This is a genomic window from Desulfothermus naphthae (assembly GCF_054657475.1).
On the sequence record NZ_BAAHYQ010000003.1, the window covers coordinates 824,591 to 841,467 of the forward strand.

Genomic DNA, 16,877 nt, shown 5'->3' on the forward strand with positions numbered 1-16,877 from the left:
TTCCATCCTAGGGCTTATTAAAGAGGTATATAATCGGTGTTTTTCTAAAGTAGAGCTTAATATCTGGAGAGATCTTTACCAACAATAGGAACAATAGGGACACCACCAATAAGGATACCAGCAAGGATAAGATGGATATTCGTGATAAACCTTTATCTCCTCAGGGTTTATCTTCCACAAATGAATCTTTTTAGGTTTTATAACAGGATATTTATACTCAATTTCTCCTATGGGTAATTTTCTTATATCACAAATTCTGCCCACTACTGTGATGTCTCTTCCAGGTCGATATATAGCACCATCAAGAAAGCCTGAATGTATAACTAAAAACCTGCCACCAGAGATGTCCACATCTTTTGGTCTTTTATTTCTATCCAAAGGTAGCTGTAAAATCTCTAATATAGTTCCTTCTTTTTTGTTAACAACCCTCAAAATCTTTCCTCCCCAAAGCACCATTTTTTCTTTATATCTCTCAAAATTTTTGACCACATCAGAAATTGTAATTTTTGTATTTATACTTTTTTTCAACTCTTTGGACACAACAGAAGGAGCACAAGCAGAAAAGATAATTAGTGAAATGAAATACAAACAACATAAACCTCTTCTCATACTTCTTCCCTCTCACTTATATTTAACAGCTGGTTTATTATTTCTTCAACCAATACTGATATGCCTTTAAAGCCCAAGTATGGGGTATCATTGAGAAAAATTCGAGAAAGTATAGGATATGAAAACTGGATTAAAGGGATATTCATCTTTTTTGATATTGTCTTTTCTGTGTCGCTTCCAAATATAAGATTAACATCATGCATATTATTTTCAAACTCATGCATAGAAGCCTGAAACAAGACTTTTTCAGAAAGATCAGAAAATTCAGCACGGGCACTTACATTTATAAGCTTTATTCTGAAGCCAAGCTCTTTGCTCAAAAAATTAGAGATTCCTTTGACCTGAGCAGGGTCTCCAGAAACAGCAACAGGAAGATCATATAAGGTGTGAAGATACATGTGTGCCGGTTTTAGTGCATTAAGAATCCTTCTTTTTTCTCTTTGAAGTATTTTTTCTGCTCTTTTTTCAGAAATACCAAAGTGCTGTGCGACCTTTTTTAAAAATCTTTCACATAAGCTTATGCCATAGGGATATTCTTCAAAAAAAAGATAAGGAATACCAAATCTTTCTTTCATTCTTTCTGCAAGCCCTTTTCCATAACCAAACACTATATTTAGATCAGCACAAGATGCATTCTTTATTTCTTTTATACTTTCTGGTGGAAAGATAGAATTCACTTTTATTCCAAAAAGAGAAAGCATCCTCTTTATCTGTTTTATATTTGCTTCTCCCATAGGGATGTCTCTTTGAATGCCTATTATGTTTACTAAAAAAGAATCATTTTCTTTTTTCTTTTCCTCTATCCATGGAAAAAGCCCTTCAATGGCTTCTTCGTATCCTTCCATCATCTTTCCTTTGTATCCACCACAGTCAAATACAAGATATGAGACATCTGAAACAGAAGACTCCAAAATTATGCCTTCTATGTCATCACCAATGATTGATGGAACACTTGCACAAAGGATTATAAGATATTTGTCTTTCTTTTTATTTTTAAAAATAATCTCTATGCTCTTTTTAAGATGTTCATGTCCTCCAAATATCACACTTCTTTCTCTGAGTGCTGATACAGTAGAATTTGTCTTTCTGTATGAAAGCCTCTGGATATAATTTATTCCCCAATGACAGCCAACAGGTGAATGAACAACTACAACTGCATCCTTCAGACCACTTACAACCCTGAATACTCCAAGAAGTTTGTCTGCCTGCATTGGATCAACAAAGTTCATCTTTCTTTCCCTCTCCATACATGTTTCATTATCCTTTCCCACCTGAGTTCATCAGGGATATCTGATATAAGGGTAGGAAACCTTTCTTTGTGATAATCGTATTTAAAATAAATAAGGTCCCTCTTATAAGGCTTAGAGTTAAGAGCAGAAAGAATTATTTCTGCAAGCTTTTTTACCTGAGAAAAAGAGATCCTGAATGAAGAATAGCCCATGTAATGAGGACTTACAGATCTTATGCCACTGTTTTCATAAAGCATTGTCCTTGATATGTCTGAAATTAAGACATCGCATATAACAAGATCTATTTCTTTTCGCTTTATTGCATCAAGTTCTTCATCAATGTTCAGGTCAGTGTAGATTGAAGGATTTGAGCTTATGTTTAAGCTTTCAATAAACTCTTTTACAACTTTTTTTGCTGTTTTCTTTGCCATTCCCCACCTTCTCCACCAAAACGTATTTATAAGAAGAAGCTCTATTCTGAGGCCTAACTCCTCAAGAAGCCTTATAAAGATAGGAGTTGTATAAAGTGGGGTGCATACATAGGCTATCTTTTTTCCATTAAGCTCTTTTTTTGTCTCTTTAAGATCATTCCAGAGCTTTCTTTCAACTTCTCCAACAACCTTCTTTGCCTTTTCTTTAAGACCAAACCTTTCTCCAATGTCTATATAAAAGCTTTTTGCTCCATCTATTCCCACATATCTGTTTCCAAATGTATCAAATATGTAATCAATGCCAAATCTTTCTTTCATAAAGATTGCGCTTCTTTCACTTCTTCTCATAAAATTAAGCTCTGCCTTTGCAAGCCCTTTTATTTCCTTTACAGAACATCCAGGAAATGCTGCATTTACAGAAATTCCTATCTCTTTCAAAATAGCCTTTATTTCCCTTATCTCTCCTTCAAGATCCTCAAACCAGTGAAATCTTCCGTATGTATCTATGTTTACACATCTCTTTATCTTTTCCTTTGGTTCTTCAACAAGCTGGCTTATAACAGAAAACATGGTATCAAGCCTTCCGCATTTCTCTATCCCCCACTTAGGCTTTTTCTTTTCTTTCCATACCCTTATAAGATCTTCTGCATGACGATTAAAATCATCAGTTCTTTCATCATCAGAAAATCCTGCTGAAGATGGAGTATAGATTATGTCTGCACTTATCTTCTCCTTTGCCCTTTTTACAGCACTTACAACATCATCTCCTATTATTGCAGCAGGGCATGATATGATCACTCCTATAAGCTCTGGCTTATAATACTTATCCACATCAATAATTGCGTTGTATAGTTTTTCCTCTGCACCATATATAATGTCTTTTTCATTGAGGTCTGTGCATGGAAATGGAGATGGATCAAAATCTTTTAGAAGCTGGGTTTTTATTGCATCTGGTGGGACAAGCTTTGGAAAAAATGCACAACCAACTGGACCATGAAGAAGGGGAATAGCATTTTTTATCTCAGAGATAAAGCAATATGCTCCAAACATCTTACAATCAATACTGTATCTGCATGCATAAGAAAGCCTTGTTCCCCAAATCTGCCTTTTTATTTTTTTCATTTCTTTTCCTTTTGTTATTTTTTATATTTCAAAAACTCCTCCAGTGTTAAATCAATATCCTTAATTATTTTTTTTGACAAAATAGGGGAAATATTTCTTCCTTGGTGGACAGGCACAGTAGTACATCTTCCATCTGGATGACGAAATTGTTTATGAGCTCCTCTTTGTCTAACTTCTTTGAATCCTAATCTTTTAAGAATGGACACTACTTCATGAGGTTTTAAAACAGGATACTTTCCCATTAGGCTACCACAATATTTTGTATTCCAATAAAGTCTGATTCTAATTCAATCTCTCCATCTTCCAATAGCATCTCTATTACTTCTTTTAAGTTTTGTTTTAATTCATCCAGAGTCTCTCCTTGTGAATGTGCACCAGGGACTCCTGGAACATATCCAACATAAAGTCCTGTATCACGACATTTTTCAATTATTGCTGTAAATACTTTCATTATAATACTCCTTCTTTTTCTATTTAGCTACGCAGTTTCAGACTTTAGTTTCTCAGCAATCCACATTTTTATTAATGCCTGTCTTGAAAGCCCAAGTATTCTCGCTTTCTCATCTATTTTCTGAACCATCCATAAAGGAAAATCAATGTTTACTCTTCTGGATTTGAGATTTGGATGTTCAGCCTTGCTGGTATCAAGATAGTCAATAATGCTTTTCCCATTATCAAAAAGTTTATCCAACTCTTCTGTATTTATATTCTTCATAAAGTCTTATCTCCTCCTTTCTAGATCTTCTAACTGAGATAATTCTAATTTTATCTTTCCTATATGTAATGATCGCTGACCAATGTTTTTCACCTATCTTTCCAATACATAAGAACCTCTTTTCTCCAACAGTCCTTGCTGGAATCTGTAACAGATAAGGATCATTCCAGAGCTGCTTTGCCTCTTCGAAATCAATTCCGTGCTTTTGCTTGTTAGTTTTGCTTTTATTAAAATCGTATTCAAAAATCATATCAATTTTATACCATTTTTATTGAAAATAATATAACAATTTATTTTTAATTTGAAAAGCAAAAACTGACTAAACAAAATACAACTTCAAACCAAAAAGACTTTAATCAAACAAAACATTATTAAGCAAACTTTCAACAAGACTCAACATTCCTTTAAATCCAAGATTAGGAACTTCAGTTAACACAGCCTTTTTAGTATTAGGAAAAGAAAAATGTATTAATGGAATATTTAGTTTCTTACAAATATCTATCTCCATATCTCCACCAAATACAACCTTTACTTTTTCATCTCTTAATATCTCTTCAAATTTATGTCCTGATTCTTCAATAAGAACTGTTTTGCTATATCTCTTTATAGCTTCAAAGTTATTATTAAAGCGTGAAATAGAAGTTATATTTATTACTTTTACATCCATTCCCATCTCTTCACTAAGCAATTTACTTAATGCATATGCCCTGTAACTATCTGCTGAAACAGCTACAGGTATCTCATACAAAGCTGGTAAAAAAGACTCATAGGGTTCACAAATCCTTTTTATGTTTTCTATTTCTTTTTCTATAATTTCTTTTATGTTGTGTTGATTTATACTTAGATGTGAAGATATCTGTTGGATAAAATCCTGTGTCCCTATAATTCCAATTGGATAATTTACTTTAATATAAGGGATATCAAATCTTTCTTTCATCTTTTCTGCCAAGAGAGTCCCATAACCGAGCACAACATTTAGCTCAGCATTTGCCATGTTTTTTATCTCTGTTAACTTATAGCAAGGCACACAGGAGTTTATTTTTACACCTATAAGCTCAAGAATTCTTTTAAGTTCATTAAGATTTGCCTGATAGTGAATAACATCAGGCTCCAGACCAATAAGATTAATTGATCGATTTAACTTTTTCTTATTTGAATCCTCAACCCACTCCAATAGTGATGCCAATGCCTCTTCATAACCTAAAGCCATTTTTCCCAAAAATCCTGCACACTCAATTGTGATAATCTTGCATTTGTTTTTATAGTTATTTAAGACACCTTGATAGTCATCACCAATCAAAGATGGCACACTTCCAATTAGAACAACAATATAGCTGCTTTTTCTTTTTCTAAGCACAATATCTAATATTTTTCTTAAATTATCTTCTCCTCCAAAGATAACATCTCGTTCTTTTATAACAGATATAGCAGCATCTGGGCTGATGGAAGAGAGGGTCTCTATATAATTTACACCCCACTGGCAACCCACGGGTGAGTGAATAATAATAGGGACATCCCTGAGTCTTGCAAATACCCTAAATGCTCCTAAAAGCTTATCTCCTTGTGTTGGATCAATAAAGCTCATTGTTCTCTCCATAGTGTTCTTAAAATTTCTTCATGTAGTTCTATTTTGGGAATATCAGATCTCAGAGCTGGAAAGCGATCTTTATCTCTGTCATAATTTAAATAAAATAGGTTCATCTTCTTTATGGGCTTATTTAATTTTTCAACCATAGCATTGCCCAAGATCCGAATCTGATCAAAAGATATCTTATATGGAGCATAACCTGACCAGCCATAGCATAATGTTTTGATTCCATGACTTTCAAAAACAAGGCAGTCTCCCATATCTGTGATCATGCTTGGAAGAAATAGATCCACTCTTTTTTCTTTAACCTTCTCGATCTGGGTATCAATATCACAATCCACATAAAACTCAGGATCTGATTGGATATCTTTTAATTGTTGTTTCAATTGCTCAACCACTTCTCTTAACATCTCCTGGGGAATTTCACTCCATGAATATCGCTTTACTTGGATAAAGATTATTTTAACTTCTAACCCAAACAACTCCAAAGTTTGAATAAATTGAGGTGTAGTTGGAATCATTATAAGGGAAGTGCCAATAGCTACTTTTTTCCCTTTTAGCTCAGATGATATGAGTTTAATTGACTCCATTAATTCTCTTTCTTTTTCTTCAATAACCTCAACTGCTTTTTGTCGTAGGCCGAAATATTCAGCAATGTCGTAATAAAACTTCTTAACACCCTCAAGTCCTGTATATTTATGTCCAAAAGGGTCAAAAATATAGTCTGTTCCATAGCGCTCTTTCATTAATTTAGCGCTTCTTTCACTCCTTCTCATTAGATTCAATTTTGCTTGTGGTAAATTTTGAAATTCCTTAACAGTGCAACCTGGAAAGAAGGTATTCACTCTTATTCCAATTTTATTGAGAAGAGTTGTTATCTCATTGATTTCAAGGCTAAAATCTTCTGAAAAATGGATCCTCCCAAAGAGGTCTATGTTGACAGATCTATCTAATACTTTTTTTGGAGGCTCAACCAATTGCTCAAACAGAGAAAAGATTGTTTCTAATCTACCACATTTCTCATATCCCCAAAACCTTTTCTTTTTAGATTTTTTCCATTGATCAATTGTATCCTTAATATACAATTCTAAATCTTCTGACCGTTCGCTATCTGTAAATCCTGTGGAAGGCGTTATTACTATTTTGGCTGATACTTTATTTTTTACTTCTTCTACAGCTCCCTTTAAATCTTCTCCAATAATCCCAGCAACACAAGAAAGCACAATGCCTATCAGATCAGGATGGTAATATCTATCTACATCAATCAATGCCTTTTTTAGCTTATCTATACCACCGTAAATCAAGTCATGTTCATCTAAGTCAGTGCAGGGAAAAGGCGGTTGTGTTTTAATTCCAAGCACCTTTTGTCGAATAGCATCTGTTGGCAGAAGTTTTGGGAAAAAGGCACAACCTATAGGTCCATGCAATAGAGGAATACTGCCTTTGATCTCAGATAGGCTGCAATATGCTCCAAACATCTTGCAATCAATACCATACTGATTTGCACACCCGAACCTTATCTGCTCTGCCTTTAACTTTATATCATCAATCATTTAAACTCTCCTTAATTTGATCTCATCATATCCGTTATTTTTATCCCAAATTCTTCCATCTCCCTGTCAGATAAAGGGCTTGGAACATGAAGGTCTTTGTTTTCAAGGATCTTTTTTGCAAGCTCTATAAATGTCTTTGCTATCTCTGAATCAGGAAACTTTTCTATCACTGTCTTCATCTCAATCTCTGCTTTTAATATCTCATCACTTCTTGGAATGCTTTGAATGAGCTTTGTTTTTGTAAGATTTACAAACTCTTTTACTATATCCAGATTGTCATTTCCTCCGCGACTGTTGTGTATGATTCCACCAAGTTTTGATCCCTCTCTCTGGCTAAATCTCTTTATCCCTTTCATGATATTATTTGCTGCATATAAAGGCATAAACTCTCCAGAGGTAACAATGTATATAGCCTGTGCAAATCCTTCTCTTATTGGAACAGAAAAACCACCGCACACAATATCTCCAAGCACATCATAGATTATGACATCCCAGTCTTTTTCAAATATCTTAAGCTCCTTAAGCACCTCCACCATGCTTATAATCCCTCTTCCTGCACATCCAACACCTGGCTCAGGACCTCCTGCCTCAACACATGCAATATTTGAAAATCCGTAAAACAAAAAGTCCTCTTCTCTGTATTTTTTGGAATATCCCTTTTCTCTAAGTGTTCCCAAAACAGTGGGAATCCTTTTTCCCATTATGTTTCTGGTAGAATCTGCCTTTGGATCGCAACCTATCTGAAGAACCTTGTATCCTAAGGAAGAAAATGCAGCTGAAAGATTTGATGCAATTGTGGACTTCCCTATCCCTCCTTTTCCATATATAGCAATACTTATCCTCTGCTTTCCCATCACATTCCTCCACCTGTAAGTTCTTTTTTTGTTTCTTCTCTTATCACCTTTGCAAAATCAGAAAGCTCCTTTAAAGAAAGGGGCTTTGGAATTGTGAGATCTGAATCCTGAACAATGTCTTTTGCAAGTCTTCTAAATCTTTCTGCTATATCAGAGTCAGGATATCTTTCAATTACTGTCTGTCCATAGACCTCACTTTCTGCTATTTTGCTGCTCAAGGGAATAGCTCCTATTATCTTTGAGCCAACCTTTTTTGCAAACATCTCAACAAAACTTATGTCATCTAAGCCACCTCTTACATTGTAGATAAATCCAGAAAGCTTTGTTCCTCCTATTTTTGCATATCTTTTAATTCCCCTGCAGATGTTATTTGCTGCATATATGGAAAGATAGTCTGCTGATGTAACAATAACGACTTTGTCAGCCATTCCTTGCCTTAGGTTCATTCCAAAACCACCGCACACAATATCTCCAAGCACATCATATATGACAACATCTGGTCTGTATCTTTCAAATGCGCCAGATCTTTTTAACAGCTCTATAGCAATAACAATTCCTCTTCCTGCACATCCAACACCTGGCTCAGGACCTCCTGCCTCAACACAAAGAATCCCATTATATCCCTCAAATACAACCTCATCAGAATCTATCTCTTTTCCATATATAAACTCATCTATATCGAGCTGGCTTTCATATTTTTGCTTTAAAATTGCTGATACAGAAGGAATTTCTCTATCTCCCCTGAGATTTCTTGTGCAGTCAGACTTGGGATCACAGCCTATCATCATTACCTTAAAGCCATCCTGAGAAAGAGCTGCTGATATGTTTGATGCAATTGTGGATTTTCCTATTCCTCCTTTTCCATAAAATGCTATCCTTATCATAACCTTTATGCTCCTATTATTGAGTTTACTGCCTTTTCAACAATACTTATTACGCCTCTAAATCCTGCAAATGGCTTATTCAGGATAGATACTTCATCTAAGACAGGGAAAAAACATCTTACAAGAGGGATTCCAAGCTCATTGCATATCCTTTTTTCAAGTGTAGAACCAAAGCAAACAGCAACTTCTTTTTCCCTTTCTCTTAGAACATCCTCTAACAGTTTCTGATCTTTTGAAAAGATCACTTCTTCAGCATCAATTTCTATATCTTTTTCTTTTTTATCTTTTATAAAAAGAAGCTTTATATTAAGGCCAAGCTCTTTGGATAAGAATCTTGAAAAAGAAATAGCCCTTTCCCTTTTTCCAAAAACCGCAATAGGCAATCCATATATCCCCTGAAGATATTTGTATACCTTCTGAACCCTTTCTTTGATCATATCCTTTTCTTTTTTTAGAAACCGCTGATCTAAATTTTTTCCAAAAAAGCTCAATGTGTTTTTTAAAAAAGCTTCTGTTTCTTCTATTCCAAAAGGATAAGATAGCCTTATATATGGAATACTAAATCTTTCATTCATAAGATCAGCACATCTGATTGCATCATCTGACAAGACAAGATTAAGAGATGCACAGGAAGCACTTTTTATTCTTTCAAAAGATGAGCCTGTAATAAATGAATTTACTTTTATTCCATGGTGAGAAAGGATTCTTTCTATCTCTTTTATGTCCCAGAAAGAGCAAGGATCGTACTGTTTTATACCAAGTATGTTTACTGTGTTTTCTTTTTTATCCCCCTCTTTCATGTATGAAACCATCTTATTCAGCACATTTCTGTATCCAAAACCAAAGTCTCCAATATGTCCTGCACACTGAAAAAAGCATATTTCAGATGGAATTTCATCTTTTACTGACTCTATGATTCCTTCAACATCATCAGCCATCATGCTTGTAAAACTTGTTACAAGAACAGCTATAAGGTTTGGGTGAAACTCCTTGTATGCTGACCTTATTGCAATGGATAATTTTCTGTATCCACCAGTAAGCACATCTTGAGACCTTATGCCACTTCCCAAAACCCTTACATCATCATGAGCGCCTAAGAGAAGATTAAACAGAAGATTGTCAGAATGACAGCAGCTTTTTCCATGAACAATTACAACAGAATCCTTTATTCCTGTAAGTGCACACACAGCTCCAACAAGAGCTGAATCAGGAAATGGCTCAAACAAAATACTATTATCCATAAAGACAACCTCCATCTGCTCCTTCTGTAACCATTCTCCATACCTTTTCTGCCTTTATCCATGAAGGATGAAGCTCTGCCCTATATGGATCATGCTCTATCATGCCCAAAATAGGGCTTTTTCTCGCCTCTTTTGACATCTCCCTCTTTATAAGCCTTGCAAGAAAGATAGGTGTTTCAAATCCTATCTTAAGCTCTGAATGAAGCTTAAGTGAATCAAATGCCTTTATCCCTTCTTTGTGGTAAAATGCAATATCAGGTCCAGCTCCTACAACAAACTCTAAATTTAACTCCTTTATCTTTTTTATCTCTTCCCTGTATGTGCTGTTAACAAGAACCTCTGGAATTATTCCACATCTTTCAGCAACTTCCCTGTCTCTTTCTATGAGCTTTTTTATTGCATCCTTTGACATGCCATGACTTTCAAGCCCATATGTGCTATAGATCAAAAGGGCTGGTTTAAGCCCAAGCTCCTTTACAAGCACTGATCCTATTCCAAAAAAAAGCCCTCCAACAATTGCTATCTTCATTCCTCTTATATCTTTTATTTCCTTTTCCAACCTGGAGATTGCATCTTCTTTTTTCCTTTGTACTGCCTTTTTTGCTTCTTCTTTTTTTCCAAAAAAAGAAGCTATATCTAAAAGGATTCTGCTTGTTTCTTCTATTCCATAAGAGCTATTTTCAGATTCTATTGAGGATACAACATAAGAAGGGATGCCAAATCTTTTTTCCATAAGCTTAAGCCACGGAGAAGAAGAATCAGCTATGTTTAGCTCTGCCTTTGGAAGCTCAAATATGTCTTCTACTTTTGTCCTGTAAAAAAAGATCCTGTTTACCTTTATTCCTATTTCCTCAAGGAGGTCTTGAAATTCATCCATCCTGTTTTCAGATGAATGAAAAGGAAATGTTATGAGATTAACAGAGTCTTTTTTCTTGTCTGTCTTAAATCCTTCAGGAAGAAGCTGATCTAAGATAGAATATACAGCATCATGATATCCTATTGGTCTTCCTTTAATAAGCTCTCCTGTTGAATATACTACCTTGCATCTGACTTCTTTTTTTGCTTCATGGGCAGCAGATGCTATGTCATCTGCAATCATATCAGATGGACAAGTAGGGATAACAACTATAAGAGATGGTTTATATCTTTTGTATGCTTCTATGATTGCTCTTTTTAGCTTCTTTTCTGCTCCATATACAAGATCAATCTCTTTCATGTTTGTGCAAGGAGTTCTTGGAAAAAGTGAATAAACAGAAAAGGAGTTTATCTTTCTTAAAGCAGCACACCCAAAAGGGCCATGAATAATAGGAATTGCATCAGATATTGCATTTACTGCAACAAGGGCTCCTGCGTTTTTTGCTGGCTGAGAAGCCATTGCATGAACAATCATGCTAAGTGGTGTACATACAGATGAAAGAAGCTTTTCTTTTTCCATGCTTTACTCCTTTTTTGCAACACACAAAAAATAATCCTCATGATCAGATCCCATAAGTCTTCCAATAGCAGTATAGGTCATCTCCTTTAGTTTAGGCTCTATCTTTAAGATATTACAATTATTTCTCTTTAAGACACTTGATACCATATCCAAGTTAACACGAGGATTTTTCTCTGTCTCCTTCATAAGCCTTTTCCATATAGGACTTGTATCAGGATATTTAAAGAGCTTTTGCTTTATCCGAAGATAGATATAGTAAAATATCTTTGATCTAAAAGAGATAGATTGCTTTTTCCCTTTTCTATCTACTTCAACAATTGCGATCTTTCCATTTGGCTTTAAAACCCTAATCATCTCTTTTATAGCTTCTTCTGGTCTTTTAATGGGCCAGAGAGCAAACTTACAATAAACGCCATCAAATATAGCATCTTTAAATGGAAGGCTGCATGAGTCTGCTCTAAATAGCTTTATCTTTACACCTTCTTCTATTGCCCTTTTTGATGCAAGAAGGATCATATTTTTAGAACGATCTAAGCAAAACATATCAAACCATTTAGCAAGAAAAACAGAAGGAAATCCTGCGCCACATCCAACATCTAAGACTTTCTTGCACCCTTGCATGGCATCTTTTATCGCATCTATCCATATCCTATTTTTTGTCCATATCCTTCTTACTGGACTTTTTGGATCATATTCAAATGCAAGCTGATCCCAAAGTTCCATCTTCTCCTCCTGGTATTCCACAGGCATCAGCCCTGCATTGCTTGCAAAGCCTAAATTGTCTTATATAAGAGGCACAGACATCTCTGATATGATCTAATTCATCCTTAGAAGGAGCTTTTAGTTTTTTAAATCTTCCTGCAGGAATTAAGGGCATAATGTTCATTATATACACCCCAAGATCTTTACAAAGAGAAGCCACATCTATTATGTGAGCTGAGTTTATTCCTGGTATAAAAACCGTATTTACTTTTACTGGTATCTTGTTTTTTACTAATTCCTTTATTCCCTGAATCTGTCTCTTTATAAGAAGTGCTGCTCCTTTTTCTCCTGCATATCTCCTTCCATTAACAGACACATACTCATAGATCTTTTTGCCTATATTTGCATCTACAGCACACATGCTTACTGTTACAGTATCTATCCCAGCTTTTATCAAAAGATCCATCTTATCTAAGAGTAATGTCCCATTAGTTGCTATGCATCTTATAAGATGAGGAAATCTTTTTTTAATCTCCATCATCACTTCAAATGTCTCATCATTAAAAAGAGGCTCACCAGGGCCAGCAACTGCAACAACCTTTATTGGAACATCTCTTTTCAGTGCCTGCTCAAGTCCTTTTATAGCCTCATCTGGTGAGAGGACCTTTTCTGCACACCCTGGTCTTTTTTCACTGCTACTCACTGCTCTTTCACAAAAGTTGCATCTTATATTGCATCTTGGTGCAACAGGAAGATGCACCCTTGCCCACCTAAGGTGAGCAAGGGCATTAAAGCAGGGATGATGTTGTAAGATAGATTGCATTTTATAGGATATTTCCCATTTCTAACATAAATTAGAAACTAACTTTATATTCCGCATAAACTGCCAAACCCGGAAGGGGATATTCAGGTTTTTCATAGTAGTATTTATCAAACATGTTCTCTATATTAACTTTGATTTGATGGTGTTTTAAAAATCTTAAGCCCATTACCAGATCACAAACTACAAAACTTGGATATGTAATGACAGGATATCCAGGTGCATACCAATCATAATCTTTTCTCTTTCCCATATATCGTGCAAGAAATCTTCCAAAGAATGCACCATCATCATAATCAATACCTGCATTTAACTTCCAATGTGAAACATTATGAATATCTCGTTCACCTTTTCCAGATATATCCTCTTTTGCTTTAAATAACCGTGTGCCATTTAAAAAGAACTCAACCTTCCGATTCCAATCCATAAGTTTACCAATATCAAAGGACGTCTCAAATTCTAAACCTCGCATCTTTGCTTCATCAGAATTTTTGTATGTGCTTTCAGTATCACTTACTTTTACTTTTGATATCTTATCATCTACATCAGTGTAAAAATAGGTAAGATCTGCAAAAAAACCCCATTGTATTTTATGAATAGAAAACCCTATGTCCCAGGTGAGGCTAGTTTCAGGATCAAGATCAGGATTTCCTCTGGTGATCATAGTTGTATTACCAACTTTCCTTTCTGAATAACCAGCCATCTGGGAGGCTTGAGGAGGTACAAATGCGGTTCCAACAGTACTATGAAGCTGAAAAACATGATCTTCTGTAAGGAAATATTTCAGTCCTACCCTAGGACTTACATGAGAAAATGTCTCGGAATCAGGATGAAAATCAGTCTTATACGGTGTATGTTTGGTTTTTAATTTAAACCAGTCATAGCGAATGCCTGCATCTATAATGAGTCGCTCTTGTAAAAATCTAAAAAATGTATCAACAAAGATTCCAACATTTTTCCGCTCATGATCTGGCTGCCAGGGGGCCTTACGAGTCCCGTCACTTCTCCAGCTTTTAGACTCTACATCAATTTCTTGATAATCCACACCTGCCGTGATGTCATGATCCAAAAAGTGGTAACGATCCTGAATCTGCGTTCCTAACCACTCTATCTCACCTTCATAACTTTTGTAATGAGGTTGTCCTTTGTATTTTTTAGTATATTCACTCTCCTCATGAGAAACATATAAGGTAAAATGAGGTTCATGTGCACCGATTTTTCCTGTAAGCGAAATATCACCACCATAACGGTCAATATCTTTTTCTGAAGGTCTTTTATCTTCATAAAATAGAGCATTTGGACACATAATATCTCTTCCCGCATACCAGTCACCTTTCACATCAATACGCCACCTATCTGAAAGTGCGGAACCAAGTCTTAAACTCCCGTATCTTTCCTTATAGGTTGTATTATCTCTTTTCTTACCATTACCCATGCGAAAGTCACTATTACGATTTTTCGTGCTTAAAGAAGCATCAAAATCAAGCCATTTTGTAATGTTGCCTCCTAAAGCAGAACTGGCGTAGTAGGTGTCAAATTTTCCTCCTCCAGCTGTAAAAGAAGTCTGTATTTTGCCCTTTGATTTTTTTGTAATAATATTTACCACTCCACCCATTGCCTCACCACCATAAAGAGCTGATGCAGGACCTTTTAAAATTTCTATTCGTTCTACATTATCCTTTAAAATTGTTGCAAGATTTGTAGCACCAGCAGGTCTACCATCAATTAAAATTAATGTATGTTTAGTGATTCCAGAAAATTCTGGCCTAAAACCTCTAATACTAATTCCTGAAAGAACCCCTGGGTAATCAATCACATCAATGCTGCTGTTTTTTTTAAGAACCCGAACAATATTTCTATCCACTGTGGTTTCTAAATCCATAGGATGGATAATATCCACAACACTTGGAACCTCTTCTTTCTTTACTTCCGAACGAGTAGCAGTTACTACTATTTCCTCCAATTTAGCAGCTTTATTTTTAGATTCCGCTAAGCAAAATTGAGATAAGCTCAAAAAAGATATTAAAACACTCAAAATCATCACTCTTTTTAATCTCTTCATCTTGAACCTCCCTTTAATTTAATTTCTTTACACCCGGGAGGTTTGTTGTTAATATAGTTAAAGCCAGCTTAAGTGCGACCTCCCGGTTGTGCTCTTTGGCTTTTGGCAGGGTGTAAGCCCCACACCCTGTCTTTTCACCTCATCTCTAAAAAAGAATATACATTATTCAGATAAATGAGCTTTTCACTAAGATTCCTGTATAGACCATAAGCCTCCTCCTTTTTTCTCAATGGATTTTAAATGAATCTAGTGGAAAACCTGTAAGGTCAACTATTTTGCCCATCATCCATTTCAAAAAAAAGAGTCCCTGAACCGCACACAGCAGTCCAGGGACTCCCGTTTTATCCCAAAGGACCTCAGCTTATAGCTTTGGGCATCCGCCAAAGCTAATGCCTATGTTACTCAGGCAGGTTTTCTGACTCTAAGGATCATCCTACTTGCCCTGTTGAATAACCTTTTTCAGGAAATTCAACAGGACTCGCCCAGTTGAATAGAATTCCCTCCTAGGAAATTCAACAGGGCGAGCCATGCCTTCCCAGGAGCACCCCTACTCCCAGTGGCTTGATGTGGCTTTCGTCCCCTTATCACAGCCGCGGGCCGGCTCCGGATTTTCACCGGATTCCCTATTAAGCCTTGCGGCGCCTGAGTAATGAGCTTACTATAATATGTCTACCTATGTGTCAACCCCCTAAACACAACTGTCCATTTTGACACTATCCTTTTTCTCTTGTGTTATTTCAACATTAATTTTAACACACTAACCAATATTCCAGTAAAAGTTGCAATCTGTCCCAGCCAGAATATAAACATCCACTTTATGGTGTCCACACGCCACTTGTGTATCTCTGTCCTTAATCTTTCTTCAGTGGCCTTAAGTTCATCTTTAGTTACAAGCTCTTTTGTTAATTCATCTTTAAGCTCTGTCTTAATGATAACCTTTTGCTCTTTTGCCTTCTCTTCTATTGAATAAAGGCCTTTCTCTATTGCTTCTATCACCTTCTTCGCAAGTTCAGGGTCTGATATAACCGTCTCTACACTCTTTGTTATCTCATATGGAAGATAGCCATGCATTTAAATATCTCCTTAAATTACTTCTAATCTTTTGCTACTTATATCACTTCAACATTAATTTTAACACACTAACCAATATTCCAGTAAAGGTAGCAATCTGACCCAGCCAGAATATAAACATCCACTTTATGGTGTCCGCACGCCACTTGTGTATCTCTGTCCTTAACTTCTCTTCTGTGGCTTTTATCTCTCCTCTTACTTTTCCTTCTATTGCTTTTATTTCCCCTCTTAGCTTTTCTTCTGTTGCTTTTATCTCGCCTCTTAGTTTTCCTTCTGTTGCTTTTATCTCCCCTCTTATTTCTTCCATCTCCTTTCTTAGTCTTTCTTCAGTGGCCTTAAGTTCATCTTTAGTTACAAGCTCTTTTGTTAATTCATCTTTAAGCTCTGTCTTAATGATAACCTTTTGCTCTTTTGCCTTCTCTTCTATTGAATAAAGGCCTTTCTCTATTGCTTCTATCACCTTCTTCGCAAGTTCAGGGTCTGATATAACCGTCTCTACACTCTTTGTTATCTCATATGGAAGATAGCCATGCATAAAAATATCTCCTTTAATTACTCTTA

18 protein-coding genes and 1 riboswitch are annotated in these 16,877 nt (G+C 35.7%); all 18 genes read right to left on the reverse strand.

Features of this window, described 5'->3' with window-relative positions; translation table 11 throughout:
- Positions 1-75: 75 nt before the first annotated feature.
- The 18 genes from ACYQ1E_RS15780 to ACYQ1E_RS15865 all read right to left on the reverse strand — a co-directional run bounded on the left by ACYQ1E_RS15780 (position 76) and on the right by ACYQ1E_RS15865 (position 16,851).
- Positions 76-609, reverse strand: coding sequence for a Slp family lipoprotein (locus tag ACYQ1E_RS15780; RefSeq protein ID WP_459881538.1), 534 nt, complete (start codon positions 607-609; stop codon positions 76-78).
- Positions 606-1,838: a nitrogenase component 1 gene (locus ACYQ1E_RS15785; protein WP_459881541.1), complete on the reverse strand. Its 1,233-nt coding sequence runs from the start codon at positions 1,836-1,838 to the stop codon at positions 606-608. The genes ACYQ1E_RS15780 and ACYQ1E_RS15785 overlap by 4 nt, the downstream gene beginning before the upstream one ends.
- Positions 1,835-3,391 (reverse strand): nitrogenase component 1, encoded by a 1,557-nt coding sequence (locus tag ACYQ1E_RS15790; protein WP_459881544.1) that lies wholly within the window; start codon positions 3,389-3,391, stop codon positions 1,835-1,837. The genes ACYQ1E_RS15785 and ACYQ1E_RS15790 overlap by 4 nt, the downstream gene beginning before the upstream one ends.
- 14 nt (positions 3,392-3,405) lie before the next feature.
- Positions 3,406-3,633, reverse strand: a complete 228-nt coding sequence (locus tag ACYQ1E_RS15795) for a type II toxin-antitoxin system HicA family toxin (protein WP_459881547.1) — start codon at positions 3,631-3,633, stop codon at positions 3,406-3,408.
- Entirely contained in the window at positions 3,633-3,842 is a 210-nt protein-coding gene (locus ACYQ1E_RS15800; protein WP_459881550.1) for a type II toxin-antitoxin system HicB family antitoxin, read from the reverse strand. Before ACYQ1E_RS15800 ends, ACYQ1E_RS15795 begins: the two co-directional genes overlap by 1 nt.
- A 27-nt stretch (positions 3,843-3,869) precedes the next feature.
- Entirely contained in the window at positions 3,870-4,106 is a 237-nt protein-coding gene (gene brnA / locus ACYQ1E_RS15805) for a type II toxin-antitoxin system BrnA family antitoxin (protein WP_459881553.1), read from the reverse strand.
- Positions 4,075-4,356 carry a BrnT family toxin gene (locus ACYQ1E_RS15810; protein ID WP_459881556.1) on the reverse strand — a complete coding sequence of 94 codons (282 nt, stop codon included), beginning with the start codon at positions 4,354-4,356 and terminating at the stop codon, positions 4,075-4,077. The genes brnA and ACYQ1E_RS15810 overlap by 32 nt, the downstream gene beginning before the upstream one ends.
- 102 nt (positions 4,357-4,458) lie before the next feature.
- Positions 4,459-5,691 carry a nitrogenase component 1 gene (locus tag ACYQ1E_RS15815; RefSeq protein WP_459881559.1) on the reverse strand — a complete coding sequence of 411 codons (1,233 nt, stop codon included), beginning with the start codon at positions 5,689-5,691 and terminating at the stop codon, positions 4,459-4,461.
- On the reverse strand, positions 5,688-7,247 hold the full coding sequence (locus ACYQ1E_RS15820) for a nitrogenase component 1 (protein WP_459881562.1): 1,560 nt from the start codon (positions 7,245-7,247) through the stop codon (positions 5,688-5,690). The genes ACYQ1E_RS15815 and ACYQ1E_RS15820 overlap by 4 nt, the downstream gene beginning before the upstream one ends.
- An 11-nt stretch (positions 7,248-7,258) precedes the next feature.
- Positions 7,259-8,101, reverse strand: coding sequence for a nucleotide-binding protein (locus tag ACYQ1E_RS15825; RefSeq protein WP_459881565.1), 843 nt, complete (start codon positions 8,099-8,101; stop codon positions 7,259-7,261).
- Positions 8,101-8,985, reverse strand: coding sequence for a nucleotide-binding protein (locus tag ACYQ1E_RS15830; RefSeq protein WP_459881567.1), 885 nt, complete (start codon positions 8,983-8,985; stop codon positions 8,101-8,103). The genes ACYQ1E_RS15825 and ACYQ1E_RS15830 overlap by 1 nt, the downstream gene beginning before the upstream one ends.
- Positions 8,986-8,990: 5 nt before the next feature.
- On the reverse strand, positions 8,991-10,226 hold the full coding sequence (locus ACYQ1E_RS15835) for a nitrogenase component 1 (RefSeq protein ID WP_459881570.1): 1,236 nt from the start codon (positions 10,224-10,226) through the stop codon (positions 8,991-8,993).
- Entirely contained in the window at positions 10,219-11,661 is a 1,443-nt protein-coding gene (locus ACYQ1E_RS15840) for a nitrogenase component 1 (RefSeq protein ID WP_459881572.1), read from the reverse strand. The genes ACYQ1E_RS15835 and ACYQ1E_RS15840 overlap by 8 nt, the downstream gene beginning before the upstream one ends.
- 3 nt (positions 11,662-11,664) lie before the next feature.
- Positions 11,665-12,384: a class I SAM-dependent methyltransferase gene (locus ACYQ1E_RS15845; RefSeq protein ID WP_459881575.1), complete on the reverse strand. Its 720-nt coding sequence runs from the start codon at positions 12,382-12,384 to the stop codon at positions 11,665-11,667.
- Positions 12,356-13,123 carry a radical SAM protein gene (locus ACYQ1E_RS15850; protein ID WP_459881578.1) on the reverse strand — a complete coding sequence of 256 codons (768 nt, stop codon included), beginning with the start codon at positions 13,121-13,123 and terminating at the stop codon, positions 12,356-12,358. Before ACYQ1E_RS15850 ends, ACYQ1E_RS15845 begins: the two co-directional genes overlap by 29 nt.
- A gap of 94 nt (positions 13,124-13,217) precedes the next feature.
- Positions 13,218-15,245: a TonB-dependent receptor plug domain-containing protein gene (locus ACYQ1E_RS15855; RefSeq protein WP_459881581.1), complete on the reverse strand. Its 2,028-nt coding sequence runs from the start codon at positions 15,243-15,245 to the stop codon at positions 13,218-13,220.
- A gap of 388 nt (positions 15,246-15,633) precedes the next feature.
- Positions 15,634-15,906: riboswitch (cobalamin riboswitch) on the reverse strand.
- Between the two features lie 71 nt (positions 15,907-15,977).
- Entirely contained in the window at positions 15,978-16,316 is a 339-nt protein-coding gene (locus tag ACYQ1E_RS15860) for a hypothetical protein (protein ID WP_459881584.1), read from the reverse strand.
- A 43-nt stretch (positions 16,317-16,359) separates the two neighbouring features.
- Entirely contained in the window at positions 16,360-16,851 is a 492-nt protein-coding gene (locus ACYQ1E_RS15865; protein ID WP_459881587.1) for a CCDC90 family protein, read from the reverse strand.
- Positions 16,852-16,877 lie beyond the last annotated feature (26 nt).

Bases quoted from the DNA above. Each gene is read 5' to 3' on its own strand.
- ACYQ1E_RS15780 (WP_459881538.1), bottom strand. From the start codon at position 609: ATGAGAAGAGGTTTATGTTGTTTGTATTTCATTTCACTAATTATCTTT.
- ACYQ1E_RS15785 (WP_459881541.1), bottom strand. From the start codon at position 1,838: ATGAACTTTGTTGATCCAATGCAGGCAGACAAACTTCTTGGAGTATTC.
- ACYQ1E_RS15790 (WP_459881544.1), bottom strand. From the start codon at position 3,391: ATGAAAAAAATAAAAAGGCAGATTTGGGGAACAAGGCTTTCTTATGCA.
- ACYQ1E_RS15795 (WP_459881547.1), bottom strand. From the start codon at position 3,633: ATGGGAAAGTATCCTGTTTTAAAACCTCATGAAGTAGTGTCCATTCTT.
- ACYQ1E_RS15800 (WP_459881550.1), bottom strand. From the start codon at position 3,842: ATGAAAGTATTTACAGCAATAATTGAAAAATGTCGTGATACAGGACTT.
- brnA (WP_459881553.1), bottom strand. From the start codon at position 4,106: ATGAAGAATATAAATACAGAAGAGTTGGATAAACTTTTTGATAATGGG.
- ACYQ1E_RS15810 (WP_459881556.1), bottom strand. From the start codon at position 4,356: ATGATTTTTGAATACGATTTTAATAAAAGCAAAACTAACAAGCAAAAG.
- ACYQ1E_RS15815 (WP_459881559.1), bottom strand. From the start codon at position 5,691: ATGAGCTTTATTGATCCAACACAAGGAGATAAGCTTTTAGGAGCATTT.
- ACYQ1E_RS15820 (WP_459881562.1), bottom strand. From the start codon at position 7,247: ATGATTGATGATATAAAGTTAAAGGCAGAGCAGATAAGGTTCGGGTGT.
- ACYQ1E_RS15825 (WP_459881565.1), bottom strand. From the start codon at position 8,101: ATGGGAAAGCAGAGGATAAGTATTGCTATATATGGAAAAGGAGGGATA.
- ACYQ1E_RS15830 (WP_459881567.1), bottom strand. From the start codon at position 8,985: ATGATAAGGATAGCATTTTATGGAAAAGGAGGAATAGGAAAATCCACA.
- ACYQ1E_RS15835 (WP_459881570.1), bottom strand. From the start codon at position 10,226: ATGGATAATAGTATTTTGTTTGAGCCATTTCCTGATTCAGCTCTTGTT.
- ACYQ1E_RS15840 (WP_459881572.1), bottom strand. From the start codon at position 11,661: ATGGAAAAAGAAAAGCTTCTTTCATCTGTATGTACACCACTTAGCATG.
- ACYQ1E_RS15845 (WP_459881575.1), bottom strand. From the start codon at position 12,384: ATGGAACTTTGGGATCAGCTTGCATTTGAATATGATCCAAAAAGTCCA.
- ACYQ1E_RS15855 (WP_459881581.1), bottom strand. From the start codon at position 15,245: ATGAAGAGATTAAAAAGAGTGATGATTTTGAGTGTTTTAATATCTTTT.
- ACYQ1E_RS15860 (WP_459881584.1), bottom strand. From the start codon at position 16,316: ATGCATGGCTATCTTCCATATGAGATAACAAAGAGTGTAGAGACGGTT.
- ACYQ1E_RS15865 (WP_459881587.1), bottom strand. From the start codon at position 16,851: ATGCATGGCTATCTTCCATATGAGATAACAAAGAGTGTAGAGACGGTT.